Source organism: Enterococcus sp. DIV0970a, assembly GCF_051711265.1.
Classification (GTDB): domain Bacteria; phylum Bacillota; class Bacilli; order Lactobacillales; family Enterococcaceae; genus Enterococcus_D; species Enterococcus_D casseliflavus.
In genome coordinates this window covers 2,313,651-2,328,286 of sequence record NZ_JBIOMF010000001.1, presented here as the reverse complement: position 1 = coordinate 2,328,286, position 14,636 = coordinate 2,313,651, and the positions used below count along the sequence as shown (strand labels likewise).

General features: G+C 43.2%; 19 protein-coding genes. 13 read left to right on the top strand and 6 right to left on the bottom strand.

Annotated features, from left to right (window positions below; all coding sequences use genetic code 11):
* Positions 1-63: 63 nt before the first annotated feature.
* The 5 genes from fosX to IGK14_RS11100 form a co-directional block, all read right to left on the bottom strand.
* The gene (gene fosX, locus IGK14_RS11120) at positions 64-474 is read right to left on the bottom strand and encodes a FosX/FosE/FosI family fosfomycin resistance hydrolase (protein WP_010749300.1); all 411 of its coding nucleotides are present in this window, start codon (positions 472-474) and stop codon (positions 64-66) included.
* Positions 475-544: 70 nt separating this feature from the next.
* Positions 545-796, bottom strand: a complete 252-nt coding sequence (locus IGK14_RS11115) for a hypothetical protein (RefSeq protein ID WP_010749301.1) — start codon at positions 794-796, stop codon at positions 545-547.
* 323 nt (positions 797-1,119) lie between these two features.
* Complete coding sequence (locus tag IGK14_RS11110; protein WP_010749302.1) at positions 1,120-1,323, bottom strand: hypothetical protein; 204 nt, start codon at positions 1,321-1,323, stop codon at positions 1,120-1,122.
* Positions 1,324-1,595: 272 nt separating this feature from the next.
* Positions 1,596-1,745 carry a 50S ribosomal protein L33 gene (gene rpmG / locus IGK14_RS11105; RefSeq protein WP_005229384.1) on the bottom strand — a complete coding sequence of 50 codons (150 nt, stop codon included), beginning with the start codon at positions 1,743-1,745 and terminating at the stop codon, positions 1,596-1,598.
* A gap of 137 nt (positions 1,746-1,882) precedes the next feature.
* Positions 1,883-2,842 carry an ABC transporter substrate-binding protein gene (locus IGK14_RS11100; protein WP_010749303.1) on the bottom strand — a complete coding sequence of 320 codons (960 nt, stop codon included), beginning with the start codon at positions 2,840-2,842 and terminating at the stop codon, positions 1,883-1,885.
* 202 nt (positions 2,843-3,044) lie between these two features.
* On the opposite strand from IGK14_RS11100, the gene IGK14_RS11095 reads away from it, so the two are divergent.
* The 9 genes from IGK14_RS11095 (at position 3,045) to IGK14_RS11055 (ending at position 9,302) form a co-directional block, all read left to right on the top strand.
* Positions 3,045-3,836, top strand: coding sequence for an ABC transporter ATP-binding protein (locus IGK14_RS11095; protein ID WP_010749304.1), 792 nt, complete (start codon positions 3,045-3,047; stop codon positions 3,834-3,836).
* On the top strand, positions 3,833-4,813 hold the full coding sequence (locus tag IGK14_RS11090; protein ID WP_010749305.1) for a FecCD family ABC transporter permease: 981 nt from the start codon (positions 3,833-3,835) through the stop codon (positions 4,811-4,813). Before IGK14_RS11095 ends, IGK14_RS11090 begins: the two co-directional genes overlap by 4 nt.
* Positions 4,813-5,790 carry a FecCD family ABC transporter permease gene (locus tag IGK14_RS11085; RefSeq protein ID WP_010749306.1) on the top strand — a complete coding sequence of 326 codons (978 nt, stop codon included), beginning with the start codon at positions 4,813-4,815 and terminating at the stop codon, positions 5,788-5,790. The genes IGK14_RS11090 and IGK14_RS11085 overlap by 1 nt, the downstream gene beginning before the upstream one ends.
* A 90-nt stretch (positions 5,791-5,880) precedes the next feature.
* A complete protein-coding gene (locus IGK14_RS11080; protein ID WP_010749307.1) occupies positions 5,881-6,420 on the top strand; it encodes a 5-formyltetrahydrofolate cyclo-ligase in 540 nt (179 codons plus the stop codon).
* A 12-nt stretch (positions 6,421-6,432) separates the two neighbouring features.
* Positions 6,433-7,101, top strand: coding sequence for a rhomboid family intramembrane serine protease (locus tag IGK14_RS11075; RefSeq protein ID WP_005229393.1), 669 nt, complete (start codon positions 6,433-6,435; stop codon positions 7,099-7,101).
* A gap of 30 nt (positions 7,102-7,131) precedes the next feature.
* Positions 7,132-7,341: a YqgQ family protein gene (locus tag IGK14_RS11070; RefSeq protein WP_005229394.1), complete on the top strand. Its 210-nt coding sequence runs from the start codon at positions 7,132-7,134 to the stop codon at positions 7,339-7,341.
* Positions 7,341-8,312 carry an ROK family glucokinase gene (locus tag IGK14_RS11065; protein ID WP_005229395.1) on the top strand — a complete coding sequence of 324 codons (972 nt, stop codon included), beginning with the start codon at positions 7,341-7,343 and terminating at the stop codon, positions 8,310-8,312. The genes IGK14_RS11070 and IGK14_RS11065 overlap by 1 nt, the downstream gene beginning before the upstream one ends.
* A gap of 83 nt (positions 8,313-8,395) precedes the next feature.
* The gene (locus IGK14_RS11060; RefSeq protein ID WP_005229396.1) at positions 8,396-8,797 is read left to right on the top strand and encodes a rhodanese-like domain-containing protein; all 402 of its coding nucleotides are present in this window, start codon (positions 8,396-8,398) and stop codon (positions 8,795-8,797) included.
* A 148-nt stretch (positions 8,798-8,945) separates the two neighbouring features.
* Positions 8,946-9,302: a DUF488 domain-containing protein gene (locus tag IGK14_RS11055; RefSeq protein ID WP_010749308.1), complete on the top strand. Its 357-nt coding sequence runs from the start codon at positions 8,946-8,948 to the stop codon at positions 9,300-9,302.
* 56 nt (positions 9,303-9,358) lie between these two features.
* On the opposite strand, the gene IGK14_RS11050 is transcribed toward IGK14_RS11055, so the two are convergent.
* Complete coding sequence (locus IGK14_RS11050; RefSeq protein WP_017144401.1) at positions 9,359-9,526, bottom strand: DUF3042 family protein; 168 nt, start codon at positions 9,524-9,526, stop codon at positions 9,359-9,361.
* A gap of 150 nt (positions 9,527-9,676) precedes the next feature.
* Between IGK14_RS11050 and IGK14_RS11045 the strand changes: the two genes are divergently transcribed.
* From IGK14_RS11045 to IGK14_RS11030, 4 genes are read left to right on the top strand one after another with little or no spacing between them, the layout of a single operon-like run.
* Positions 9,677-10,834 (top strand): galactokinase, encoded by a 1,158-nt coding sequence (locus IGK14_RS11045; RefSeq protein ID WP_010749309.1) that lies wholly within the window; start codon positions 9,677-9,679, stop codon positions 10,832-10,834.
* A 41-nt stretch (positions 10,835-10,875) separates the two neighbouring features.
* Positions 10,876-11,874 carry a UDP-glucose 4-epimerase GalE gene (galE, locus tag IGK14_RS11040; RefSeq protein WP_010749310.1) on the top strand — a complete coding sequence of 333 codons (999 nt, stop codon included), beginning with the start codon at positions 10,876-10,878 and terminating at the stop codon, positions 11,872-11,874.
* 3 nt (positions 11,875-11,877) lie between these two features.
* Positions 11,878-13,362: a UDP-glucose--hexose-1-phosphate uridylyltransferase gene (gene galT, locus IGK14_RS11035; protein WP_010749311.1), complete on the top strand. Its 1,485-nt coding sequence runs from the start codon at positions 11,878-11,880 to the stop codon at positions 13,360-13,362.
* A 32-nt stretch (positions 13,363-13,394) separates the two neighbouring features.
* Positions 13,395-14,375, top strand: a complete 981-nt coding sequence (locus IGK14_RS11030; protein ID WP_005229404.1) for a LacI family DNA-binding transcriptional regulator — start codon at positions 13,395-13,397, stop codon at positions 14,373-14,375.
* Positions 14,376-14,636: the final 261 nt, after the last annotated feature.

Genomic DNA, 14,636 nt, shown 5'->3' with positions numbered 1-14,636 from the left:
GTTTTCTTCCTTTCATGTGGGCGTTCTTTACATAACAGTCCATGCAGTTGCTAGCAATGAAGATCACTTCGTTTCTGTCAGACGGTAATGGTGCAACCGTTCAGCCAACGTACCAGTATGCAATTCAAATAAATGGTTGTCATCGTCATAAAAATAAATAGAAGCACCTTCGCCTTTGATGCGGGAACGATCTTTTTCGATCTTCAATCCTAGTCCTTGGATGCGCGTAATCAAGGAATCGATTTGAGCTTGATCGATTTTAAAGGCAATATGGTTATACGTTTTCGGCAGCTTCTGGGAGGCATCCTCCATAACAGCAAGCCATAAGCCATCGATCAAAAAGAATTTTTCTGGGAAGTAAGAATGGGCCTGATCTTGACTATCATAAACTTCCTCTGCATCAAACAATGTTTCCAGCATCGTTGTCGTCTTTGCTAAATTCTGTACGATCAACGTGATATGGGAAATCTCCATCGCATCAACACTCCTTTGCTATGACGAAATAGGGGAAAGAGAAACAATCAGTATCAAAAGAAGCATTATGTTAGTGATTGTGAAATACCAAGAGGAAGAGCAGAACATAAAACAGTGTATCTGTTGCGCAAGGAATAAGTTTCTTCGTGTATTTTGTCCAAAAGAAGACATTTATTAAGAAGAGGACAATCACCGTCGGTAGGCTAAAGGTCCAAGCAGGGTGTTTGATGAAAATGAAAAGCATATTTCCAATAAGAACAAAAAGAAAAGCGCCATAAAACAGACGATAGTTACTAGGTAGATACGCAAAATTGCCAAGCATGGGTTCACCTCCTATAGGCAGTATAGCATGAAAGGGTCGATCGGAGATCAAAGTGTACAGAAAAGGTGGCAACGGGAGAGAGCGGCTTCATATTATGGTTATTGCCAAAATCATCTCGCGCATAATCGCGGGAGAGATACTGCAAAAAATTTCGGAAAATAAAGCTGTCGCTAATCGCCCCTGAAACTTTTGTGGTTGCTCATGGGTTCGCCTTATTCTTCCGCCAGAAAAAAAGCAGCAGTGCATTCACTAAGTGAATTTGGCTACTGCCTGCTTCTTTTTATGATGGACAAAGAGAGACAATAAAACGATGAAAAGAATAGTTATTCGATGTGTTCCAGGAGAAGCTTTTCTGAGCAATTTAGGCAAAGGATCGGCGCGTTTATCAGTGCTAATTCTTTTCTGGGTTTTAGTTGGTAAGCAGAAGCTTTCGGCGGAAACGGCCATTTTGTCCAAACGACTTCACCTGTGCCGATCACTTTTTTGCAATGGTTGCAACGAAACTCTTTTTCTTCTTTGTTAAACATTTAATTTCTCCTTTTTTCTATACATTATACATTAAAATTTATTTTTGTGACTTTACAAAGAAATGGTCTAAAAGTCCAAAGAAGAGAAGTCAAGAAGCAGCTAAAACAAAGAGCAATCAAGGAGACGATGCAATTACTATCTAAGTTTGAAAGAACAAGGGCTAATAGAAGGGGAGTTCCATTCAAAACTATCACCTCAAAGCTAGTTTTTACAAAAAAAAGAAGTTCGCAAACGCCTTGGTTATCAGCGTTTGCGAACTTCTTAAATAGCATTATTTTGTTTCGCGGTGTAAAGTAACTTTTCTTTCACGTGGGCAATATTTTTTCTTTTCCAAACGATCAGGATTGTTACGTTTGTTTTTGTTTGATAAGTAGTTGCGTTCTTTACAAGAAGTGCACTCTAATGTGATGTTTACGCGCATGTTTTTCCCCCCTAACGATACAAGAATCCTCTAAGAAATCTCTCAGACTAAAATATAATAGCATGTTTCGTGAGGGAATGCTAGCTTTTTCCTGAAATTTGTTAAGTAGTTTTACTTGACGAATTTCTTGAAACGCATTAGTCCAATTTGCTCTGGATATCTTCGATCATTTTGGTGTAGGCGATCGGACCGTTGTAGAGCCAGCTTGATTCAGGGCCGAATTCCCATAAATGATTGTTTTTGACTGCATTAAGATTTTGCCAGACTTGTTCACTGAAAAAATCAGCGCCTTTATCACTATTCACTAAAATCAGGTAATCGGCATCCAATTCTGCTAATTTTTCCAGAGAAACGGCAGACCAATCAGCAGTGGCACTTTCACTGATTTCCGAAACCAGTGCGGGAACTTCAAAACCGAGTTCGTGATACAGCAGCTGACCGCTTGATTTTGTTTCTGAAACCATGAAGACAGAGTTATTGACCACCCATAAAACAGCGATCGACTTGCCTTGGATTTGATCAGCGTACGTTTCTTTGGTAGCAGCGACTAATTCATCATAATCAGCTTCTACTTGGGCAGCTTGCTCTTCTTTGTGTAACACCTTTGCGATATCTGTCAGACGTTCCCGCCAGGTCACGTCTTCGCCATTTGTGACCACATAGGTCGGCGCAATTTTACTGTATTGATCATATTTGTCGCCTTCCACCATGGAATTGCTATCCATCAGCAGCAGGTCTGGCTCAAAGCTCAAGACATCTTCAAAGGGCAGATCGTAGTTAATCCTTGGAACCTCCGCCAGTTTGTCTTGCAAGTATGCTTGATCACTGTCATTGCCGACGGTCCATTGAGCAACCGGTGTTACCCCTAAAGCGACCAAATAATCTTCCAAATAACTACCAATCACCCGCTGTGGGTTTTCGGGAACAGTGACTTCATTTCCCATCGCATCGGTAAAGGTTGTTGCTATTTCTGAAGAAGTAGTGGCTGATCCACTGCTATCCGTTGAGTCATTATTCGTGCCGCAAGCACCCAGTAGGGTAAGGGAGCAGGCAGCTAGCAGGGTAAGCCAAGTACTTCTTTTTGACCATTGTTTCATAGAAACATTTCCTCCTTTGTTACATGTTGAGCACTTATTATTTTAATTGAGAATAATTCTCATTTGCTGATAGCTATTATCACGAAGAAACGCGCCTTTGTCAATCTTATTTTTTTATTTCCTTTTTTTAGAACTATTGACGAATAGTAGGATTACATTCATAATTGATAAGCATTATCAATCATTTATTTTGGGGACGAATATGGCGAAATTACGAACAGTTGACTTGAGTGTCGGCTATCAAAAACAAAAAATTGTGCAAAATCTAACAATTGAGATGCCAGAAGGGAAAATCATCGGCTTGATTGGTCCGAACGGCAGTGGGAAATCGACGTTTTTAAAGGCACTTGCCCGAATTTTACGGCCTTTGTCTGGTGAGGTCCTCTTAGATGCACAAAACCTGCAAAACATCAAAACCAAAGAAGTAGCGAAAAAGATTGCGCTGCTCTCACAAGTTAGCGATTCATCGATTGGCTTGACGATTCGCGAAATTGTTTCTTATGGTCGTTTTCCCTATCAAAAAGGACTAAATAGTTTATCGGAACAAGATCTTGCAGCGATTGACTGGTCCTTGCAGGCAACGGGTTTGACGGCACTAGCAGATGAAACGATCAGTACGCTGTCAGGGGGACAAAAACAGCGCGTATGGATTGCCATGGCACTGGCGCAAGATACGGATATCGTGATTTTAGATGAACCAACGACTTTTTTAGACCCTGCGCATCAATTAGAAATTTTGCTCTTATTACAGCAAATCAATAAAACCTACGGAAAAACGATCATTATGTCGATTCATGACCTGAATCATGCCTCACGTTTTTCTGATTATATTTATGCATTAAAAGGTGGAGAACTGTTGGTCTCTGGTACACCGGAAACAGTGCTGACCAAAGAGTGGCTGCAGCGTTTGTTTGAGATCGATGCCATGTTAGGTACCTTTCCTAATAGCACAAAGCCATTGGTCTTGACCTATGAGTTAGGAGCCCAAGCATGAAAAAGTTTCCTTGGTTGCTGCTGCTTTTTAGCGGCTGCTTTATTATCTGTTTCTTTTTGGCGATCACCCAAGGCGCTGCAGACCTTTCCTTTGAAACGATCTGGGATGCTATCTTTGCTTTTGATTATGAGAATCAGCTGCATCAAGTCTTGCGCAATATTCGATTGCCCCGTGTGTTGGCTGCTTTTCTAGTAGGAAGTTGTTTTGCTGTTACGGGAGCTATCATGCAGGGAATTACGAAAAACGCTCTGGCAGATGGCGGTCTTTTAGGTGTCAACAGTGGGGCTGCGATGGGATTAGCGATCGCATTTATCCTATTTCCTAGTATTCAACCGAGTCAAGCGGCGCTATTTTCGTTTTTTGGTGCCTTTGCGGCAACTGCGCTGCTTTTTTTATTGACTCGCTATGCCAAATTGGGTATGTCACCTACAGGTTTGATTTTGGCTGGTGTGGCACTAAGTTCTTTTTTCTCAGCCATCAGTCAGACCCTGTCACTGCAATTTGATTTAAATCAAGAGCTAGCCTTTTGGTTTATCGGTGGTGCCGCAAATGTGACTTGGCAGCAACTGCGTTTTGTGGGCCCCATCTATCTGATTGCCATCGTTTTTGTGCTACGTCTAGGAAAAGCGTTGAATCTGTTAGCGCTAGGAGATGACACCGTCATTTCATTAGGCAAGCACCCACATCTGATTCGGGCATCTGCCTTACTGTTAGTCGTAGTTTTGGCGGGAATGGCGGTTTCGCTTGTTGGACCGGTCAGTTTTGTCGGCTTAATGGTTCCTCATGTCGTGCGGGGAATGGTGGGCAAAAACTATCAACTGATTTTGCCTTTGACGATTCTTGGAGGAGGAACACTGGTGATGGCCGCTGATCTGGCTGGCCGCCTGATCAATCCGCCCTTTGAGACACCCTTTGGGATACTGATGGCATTGATTGGTGTGCCTTTTCTATTGATCAAGATACGGAGGGAAGGCTGATGAAAAAAACACTCTCTGTTTTTTTCCTACTGCTGATGGTCGCTTTTTTAGGAAGTGTCATGGTGGGAAAAACAATTTTATCCTTTCAGGCATTAGGGGCAATCTTTCAAGGAACGGCATCTTCGAGTCAAGTACTGACTTTTACTGAGTTTCGACTACCACGGGCTTGTCTAGCGCTGATCGCTGGTGGTGCCTTTGGTTTTTCTGGGTTTGTCTTGCAAGGAGTAACGAGAAATGAGTTGGCTGATGCAAGTATCGTAGGAATCAACAATGGGGCAGGGCTCTTTGTGATGATCTACTTAGGTTTTTATACCCAAGGATCGCAGCTTTTGCCTGTCGTTGGGATCATCGGTGGTTTATTAGCTGCTGTACTGGTCTATTTGATTGCCTATAAGCACCGCCAATTGTTATCGATGGAGCGAGTACTGCTGGCGGGAATCGCCGTCAATGCAGGGCTGGCGGCGGCTACCTTACTCTTTACGGTGGAATTATCAAAAGACCGCTATCGCTTTGTAACAGCGTGGCTTTCTGGTTCGATTTGGGGTACTTCTTGGCAGCAAATCACCAGTCTGCTTCCTTGGGTCATCGTATTGTCTGTCGCAGCTTTCTGGACCGTACCAAGGCTTAACTTACTTGGCTTTGGCGAGGAGCAGGCAATTAGCTTAGGGGTTTCTTTGACCCGTTTGCGGACGTGGTTTTTAGTGATCGCGGTTGGTTTGGCTGCCAGTACGGTTGGCTATACTGGTAATTTAGCCTTTGTGGGCTTATTGGCGCCTCATATCGCTAAGGGACTCATCGGCAGAGAATCTCGCAGTGCCTTTTTCTTAGCGGGAATGATCGGCAGTCTGCTAGTCTTAGTCAGTGATACGATCGGTCGTTTGCTATTGACAAGCGGCGAGATCCCAGCTGGTATCATCATTTCTATCGTAGGGGCACCATACTTTGTCTTTTTGCTGATCCGACGTAAAGAAGGATGAGCAACTAGTCATGATCTTGTCAAGAAAACTGCGATTCTAGTTTGCTATTTGGACACAGTTTTTGGTACTATTTCTGAGAGGAGTGATCCAATGGAAAAACCAGTCATTAGAGAGCACATGATCCAAACATTAAAACAAATGCCAATCAAACAAAAGCAGCAGAAAGAAACGCTGATTTTGCAGTTGCTGTTTTCTTCTCAGATTTGGCAAACAGCTGAGTCAGTAGGTGTGATCCGTTCGTTGCCATTTGAATTTGACACAGCGGCTATTTTTGCTAAAGGATTTGAACAAAACAAACGAATCGCAGTGCCGAAAGCACAACAGAAAAAATTGCAGTTTTATCATGTGGAGCCGACAACGCGTTATGAAGCGTCGGCATTTGGGGTTGAAGAGCCGATCAGTGAGCAAGAAGCCCATCACTTGGATTTGCTGATTGTTCCCGGTTTGGCGTTTTCTAAAAACGGCTATCGCATCGGCTTTGGCGGCGGCTATTATGATCGTTTCTTGTCAGCTTTCGATGGCAAGACCGTTTCTTTGGTCTTCGGAGAGCAATTCAACGATCAATGGACACCAGATGTATTCGACATCCCAATCGATAAAATCTATACGGATTCTCTTATTCGCACGTAAAGGAGCACGTCAATGAATTCTCAAATGAAAAGATGGCTGAATCAGCCGGTCTTCACGTATCTGTTTTTAGCTATCCAAACAATTGTGTTTATCTTAGGTTATTTTAGTCCCTCTATTCAATCAGGCGGAGTGATGTTTGGTCCGTTTGTCGTTTATTTAAATGAATATTGGCGTTTCGTTACCCCGATCTTTCTACATTTCGGTTTGGCTCATTTTGCGATCAATTCTGTGATTCTGTATTATATGGGGCAGCAAGTAGAAGCCATCTATGGTCATAGCCGTTTTTTTGCCTTGTATTTGCTAAGCGGCATCATGGGCAATACCATGAGTTTTGCCTTCAACCAAATAGGGGTTCAATCAGCAGGCGCTAGTACTTCTTTATTCGGACTTTTCGGGGCATTTTTGATTTTAGGTTGGCATTTTAGAAATGATTACCGCATCCAAGCAATGGTACGGCAATTTGCCCTATTCGTTGGATTGAACCTGGTTTTTGGGGTGTTTGATCAAACGATCGATATGTGGGGACACATTGGGGGGATCCTCGGTGGGTTATTGTTAGGGAATCTTTTGGCATTGCCAAAGAACTATGGAAAATATTCGATACACACCAGAATCCTCTCTGGCGTACTCTTTGTTTTCTTATTGGCTATTTTTGTGATATATGGTTTTAAAAAATATTAATTACTTGTATAATAAGCAGGAAGTGGTTAAATGGAAACGTTATATGACGTACAACAATTACTGAAACAATTTGGTGTTTACGTATATGTCGGCAAGCGGATCTACGATATAGAACTGATGCAAATCGAGCTGAAAAACTTTTATGACAGTCGCTTGATAGATCGGGATGTATATCTGACTGCCCGGCGAATTCTTACGCGGGAGCATCGAATTGAAGAAAGCCGGGAGGAAAACAAGTGATGGACAAAAAAATCATCGGAATTGATTTAGGCGGAACAACGGTGAAATTCGCTATTTTAACGAGCGAAGGGGAGATTCAGCAAAAATGGAGTATTGACACCAATATTCTTGATGAAGGCTCACATATCGTGCCAGAAATCGTGGCATCGATCAATCATCGCCTAGAATTATATGGCTTACAGCCAGAAGCATTTATCGGTATTGGTATGGGGACACCAGGAAGTGTCGATCGTGACAAAGGAACCGTCATCGGTGCCTACAATCTGAACTGGAAAACACTTCAGCCAGTCAAAGAACTGATTGAAAAAGGCACAAAAATCCCGTTTGCCATCGATAACGATGCCAATGTAGCAGCTTTAGGTGAGCGTTGGAAAGGGGCAGGGGATAACAATCCTGATGTCATCTTTATCACACTAGGTACAGGTGTTGGCGGCGGTATCATCATGGAAGGGCAATTGCTTCATGGGGTTGCTGGTTGTGCCGGAGAAATCGGTCATATCACTGTTGATCCTGAAGGGTTTGAATGTACTTGCGGCAAACGTGGTTGTTTAGAAACGGTTTCTAGTGCGACGGGTGTTGTGCGAGTTGCTCGACAGTTGGCAGAAGAATATGCTGGCGATTCGGCATTGAAACAGCAGCTGGACAATGGGGAAGATGTTTCAAGTAAAGATATTTTTGAAGCGGCTCAAGCAAACGATCCATTTGGCTTGATGGTCGTTGATAAAGTGTGCTTCTACCTTGGGTTGGCATGCGGAAACTTAGGAAACACATTAAATCCATCGAGTATCGTTTTAGGTGGAGGCGTATCAGCAGCCGGTGAATTTTTACGTGAACGGGTTGCTGCCTACTTTGCTCAGTTTACCTTCCCACAGGTAACGGAAAGTACCGAAATCAAATTGGCAGAACTTGGGAATGATGCCGGTGTGATCGGGGCAGCATCATTAGCTTTGCAATTTGCAGCAAAAGCTTAGATGCCAAGCTGCTAGGCAATGATACATTCAAGCAGCATAAATCAAAAAAAGAATGATTGTTACAATAGAGAGGAATAGAAGAAATGACACCAATTATGTGGCTAAACTTGGTTTTGGGATTAATCATCTTAGCAATCGCTTTGAACTGGGCGTATTTTCAAATCATGGGACGCCGTTCAGCAACGATCATCTCAGAAGATGAATTCAAAGCAGGAATGAAGAAAGCCCAAGTGATCGATGTTCGGGAAAAAAATGAGTTTGACAGTGGACATATTTTAGGGGCGCGTAATATTCCTTTTACTGTTTTGACGAATTCCTTCAGCGCATTTCGTAAAGATCAACCGATCTACTTATATGACACGCGTAAATCGTTGAGTATTCGCGCAGCGAATAAATTACGTAAAGAAGGCTTTACCAATGTCTATATCCTAAAAGAAGGATATGAAGGCTGGAGCGGCAAGACGAAAAAGAAAAATAGTTTATAAAATAGAGAACTCAAGGCAAAAGAACACAAGCAAATTTGAATGAGTGACGAAACACCAAACGGAGTGTTTCAAGTAAGTCATTGTTCAATTTACATTGTGGGCTTTTGCCTTTATTTGAACTTAGGTCTATTAATAAGGAGAGTGTGCGTTGATCAAGCGAAAAAGAATTTATGAAGCGGCGGAAACGACAGATGGCTATCGGGTATTGGTGGATCGCATCTGGCCTAGAGGGATGAAAAAGGAAACAGCTCAGATCGATCTATGGCTCAAAGCAGTCGCACCAAGTACTGAATTGCGCAAATGGTTTGGGCATGATCCTGAACGTTTTGATGCGTTTAAAGACCGCTATCTACAAGAATTAGAGAAAGCGCCCGCTAAAGATGCCTTGGCACAGTTAAACGCGTTGGTTGCTGAACAAGAGACCGTGACCTTACTATACGGAGCGAAAAATGAAGAACAAAATCAAGCCGTGATTTTGCAGGACTTATTGGAGAAGGAAGAATGATTACCTAAAAGAGCCGCCAGCCTATTGAAGGCTGACGGCTCTTTTGTAGCTAATGATTAACGGGCAACGCTTTTACGCATCGCACGTTTCCGTTTTTCATCATGATCCGCTTGTTGTTCATCAATTGGATCAATCACTTGTTTCTTGACCGTCATAACAACACTTGCAGCTGCAGCAACCGTTGCGACTGTTCCTACTAAAAATCCTGAAAGAAATCGTTTCATCATTAAACACCTCGCCTTTAGTTATAGGTTCATTATGAATGAAAACGGAAAAAATATCAAAAAAAATCACTTTTGGGACTGAAAACGCTTGAAATAATTTAGTAAATATTTTACAATAAGTTTACTAAAAAGAAAGTGGGAGTGAGAGAAATGGAGCAATTGCAACAGATATTTATTGATAAATTTGGAACAGAAGGCACAGGCATGTATTTTGCACCAGGGAGAATCAACTTGATCGGTGAACACACGGATTACAATGGCGGTTATGTTTTCCCGGCGGCGATCACATTAGGGACGTATGCAGTAGCACGAAAACGTGAAGACCAGTTGATCCAACTCTATTCAGAGAACTTTCCAGAAAAAGGCGTGATCTCCTTTTCGTTAGATGAGCTGGATTACCGAAAAGAAGATGATTGGACAAACTATCCGAAAGGAGTCGTTCGTTTCCTAAAAGAAGCGGGGCAAGTGATCGATCGAGGCTTTGACATCGCTTTTTATGGCAACATTCCGAATGGCGCAGGTCTTTCTTCTTCGGCATCGATTGAATTGCTGACGGGGGTTTGTCTTAAAGATCTCTTTGATTTAACCCTGACGACCTTGGACTTAGTTAAAATCGGCAAGAAAGTCGAAAATGAGTTTATTGGCGTTAACTCAGGGATCATGGATCAATTTGCGATCGGAATGGGTCAAAAAGACCATGCATTGCTTTTAGATACGAACACGTTAAATTATGAAGTCGTACCAGCGGCATTTGGCGATTATGTCGTAGCGATCATGAATACCAATAAGCGACGCGAATTGGCTGATTCTAAATACAATGAACGACGTGCAGAATGTGAAGAAGCATTGGCTCGTTTGCAAAAATCATTAGCCATTGATTCATTGGGCGCATTAGACGAAGCAACCTTTTTTGCAAATACAGCATTGATCGATGATCCACGCTTGATCAAACGGGCGAAACATGCGGTGACGGAAAACCAACGGACATTGAAAGCAAAAGCTGCTTTGACTGCTGGTGATCTTGAAGAATTCGGCCAGTTATTAAATGCCTCCCATGCTTCATTGCGAGATGATTATGAAGTGACAGGGCATGAACTAGATACACTAGTCGCAGCCGCTCAAGCGCACCCTGCTGTTCTAGGTGCGCGGATGACGGGTGCGGGCTTTGGCGGTTGCGGGATCGCATTGGTCAAAGCAAGTGAATGGGCTGATTTCGAAGCGTCAGTCAAAGCAGCCTATTTAGCAGAAATCGGCTACGCAACCGACATTTATCAAGCAAGTATTGATGATGGTGCACGAAAACTGTAGAATAAGAAACGATGAAGGAATGAAGAAAGAAGGCTGAAAATATGGCGATTTTAGTATTAGGAGGAGCCGGCTATATCGGTTCTCATGCAGTCGATCAATTGATCGAACAAGGAAAACAAGTCGTTGTCGTTGACAATTTGCTGACAGGACATCGCCAAGCGATCCATCCAGCAGCAACCTTTTATGAAGGAGATATTCGCGACAAAGCATTTTTACAATCGGTATTTGAAAAAGAAACGATCGATGGCGTGATTCACTTTGCTGCCAGCTCTTTGGTGGGAGAATCTGTGGAAAAACCATTGAAGTATTTCAACAATAATGTGTATGGGATGCAGGTCCTCTTAGAAGTGATGAAGGAACATCAAGTGAAACATATCGTCTTTTCCTCTACAGCAGCAACTTATGGGGAACCTGACCATAGTCCAATCACAGAAGAAACCCCAACAAATCCTAAAAATCCATATGGCGAAAGCAAGTTGATCATGGAAAAAATGATGCGTTGGTGCGATGAAGCTTATGGAATGAAGTATGTCGCATTGCGTTATTTCAATGTGGCTGGCGCGAAGTCGGATGCTTCGATCGGTGAAGACCATGATCCAGAAACACACTTAGTACCGATCATCTTGCAAGCTGCTTTAGGACAACGTAAAGAGGTAGCGATTTTTGGGGAGGATTACGATACTCCAGATGGTACTTGTGTTCGCGATTATGTCCATGTCGAAGATCTGATCGCTGCTCACCTGTTGGCATTAGAATATTTAGAAAAAGGCAATGAGAGCAATGTTTTCAATTTAGGCAGCAATCATGGGTACTCTGTGAAAGAAATGGTGGAAGCTGCTCGCAATGTAACGAAAAAAGAGATCCCAGCCAGAATGGCGTCTCGCCGTGCCGGTGATCCAAGTACCTTAGTGGCATCGAGTGAAAAAGCACGAAAGGTTTTAGGCTGGAAACCAGTCTATACCGACGTCGAAGCAATCATCGAGACTGCTTGGAATTGGCATGTCAGCCATCCAAATGGGTATCAAGGGCAGGAGGAATAACCAATGACGATCAGCCAAACAATCAGCGATTTCGTCACTTTAGCAATCAAGGCTGGCGGCTGGATGGAAATGGATCGTATTTATTTGCAAAACCGAGTACTAGCCATGATCGGGGAAGCTGTTTTTGAGCCCAGCGAAATTCGTTCTGTCGATCGTTCCTCCATTGATTTGATGGACGAGCTGGTGGCATGCGCTTTAAGCAATCAGCAAATTGGCGATTCTCACGCAGAAAGAGAAATCTTTGAAGCCCAGTTGATGGACTTTTTGACGCCACCGCCTTCAGTAGTCAATGCTTTTTTTGCGCAGCATTATGCCAATGATCCTAAAGAAGCGACGGATTATTTCTTTGAGCTGTGCCGTCAAAATGATTACATCAAGACTCGGGCCATCGCAAAAAATATCGTGTTCCCAGTTGATACCGAATATGGGGAGATCGAGATCACGATCAATTTATCAAAACCTGAAAAAGATCCCAAGCAAATAGCGAAAGAAGGAGCTGCTGCTTCTGTAGATTATCCGAAATGTATGTTGTGTTTGGAAAATGAAGGCTACCAAGGACGAGTCAATTATCCAGCGCGGACCAACCATCGGATCATCCGTATGAATTTGGATAATGAAGCATGGGGCTTTCAATATTCACCCTATGCCTACTACAATGAGCATTCGATTTTTCTCTCTTTAGACCATCGTCCTATGAAAATCAATTTGCAAACCTTCGCTCGCTTGTTGCAGATCATTGAAGTGATGCCGCATTATTTTGTCGGGTCCAATGCCGATCTGCCGATCGTTGGGGGTTCGATCTTGTCTCATGACCATTATCAAGGGGGACGGCACACGTTTGCCATGGCAAAAGCGCCGATCGAGCAACGCTTTTCTTTAACTGGTTTTCCTGATGTCGCTGCGGGGATCGTGAAGTGGCCAATGTCGGTGATACGACTACAAGCGAAAAACAAACAAAAATTAGCCGCCGCTTGCCAATATGTGTTAGCCCAATGGCAACAGTACTCAGATCCAAGTGTTTCGATCAATGCCTTTTCAGAAGATGGAACGCCTCATCATACGGTGACACCGATCGCACGCAAGCAAGGAGAGCTGTTTGAAATGGACTTAGTCTTGCGGGATAATAATGTTTCCAAAGAACATCCTGACGGCATTTTTCATCCGCATCAAGAAGTGCAGCATATCAAAAAAGAAAATATCGGATTGATTGAAGTCATGGGCTTGGCAGTTCTCCCGCCGCGTTTAGCTCCGGAACTAGAAGAAGTGACTGCTTATCTATTGGATCAGCCCAATCAAATCGCGGCATACCATATTCCTTGGGCAGATGCGATCAAAGCCCAGCACCCAGAATGCACTGCCGAAAACGTGTCGCAGATTTTACGTAATGCATTAGGGGAAGTCTTTAGACAAGTATTGACGCATGCAGGCGTCTTCAAGCGAGACCAGACAGGGCAAGCGGCCTTTGCTCGCTTTATAGCTACTTTATAAAAAAGTTCCCCGCAAAAAAAGGAGGCTGGAAGATGGCAACGATCAAAGATATTGCACAACAGGCTGGCGTCTCGCCAGCCACTGTATCACGGGTGCTGAATTACGATTCAGAATTATCGGTCAGTTCTGAAACCAAAGAGAAAATTTTTAAAGCCGCAGAAGCACTCAATTACACAAAACATAAAAAAAAGAGTCAGCCAGAAACCAGTAGTATGCGCTTGATCCAATGGTTTGATACCGAGGAAGAATTAGCAGATCTTTACTATTTAGCGATCCGTATCGGGATTGAAAACAAAACCGAAGAATTAGGGATTCGTTTGCTGAAAGAACCCTACGAAGGATTGACTGATACCGCAGTCGATGGAACGATTGCACTAGGGAAATTTGATGATCACCAGATTCGACAATTGAAAAAAAGCCAAGCCAATTTGTTGATGGTCGATTTTGACGCATTGGCTCAGGGCGTCAATTCTCTGGTGGTGGACTTTCAACAAGCGGTGGATTTAGTGATCGATGACTTTATTGCAAAAGGCCACCAAAGGATCGGCTTGTTATCAGGCGTTGAGTTTACCAAGGATCATCACCAAGAAATCGAAGACCCTCGGCGCCGAATTTTTGAGGAACGGCTCCGTCGGTTGAAGCTGCACCACCCGCAATATCACCTCAGCGCACCGTTTACAGTAGAGGGCGGTTATGAGGCGATGAAAGAGTATTTGCAGCAAAACAAAGAGTTGCCAAGTGCTTTATTTGCTTCCAGTGATGCCTTAGCGATTGGCGCTATGCGTGCTTTGCAAGAAAAAAACATCAAGATTCCTGAGGAGATCGCAATTATCGGCTTCAACGATGTCAGTGTTGCAAAGTACGTCTTTCCGACGCTGTCAACCATCAAAGTTCATACGGAATGGTTGGGGGAGCTGGCAGTGACGACCTTGCTGGATATCATTACGAATGCAGCACCCGTTCCTCGCAAAGTTACGATCGCAACGGAACTGATCACGCGCCAATCCTCCTAGCAACCAGTTGAATCACCGAAGGATGTCGTTACACACGTCAACTGAGTTTTAATGGAATAACAAAAAATGACTATCGTCTTACCCGAACCTTTAAACAGCCTCGTCGGTTTGCAGCTGCAGCCGTGCTTGCTTTTTTCAAAGGTTCGGGTATTGTTGTCCTATTGCTTTTTTTCTAAACGCAGGCATCTTTTTGGAGACTTGGTTGGGCATTTGATTAGAATATGGTAGAATATGAGAGAGTTTTTTGAATGGGGAGAAGAT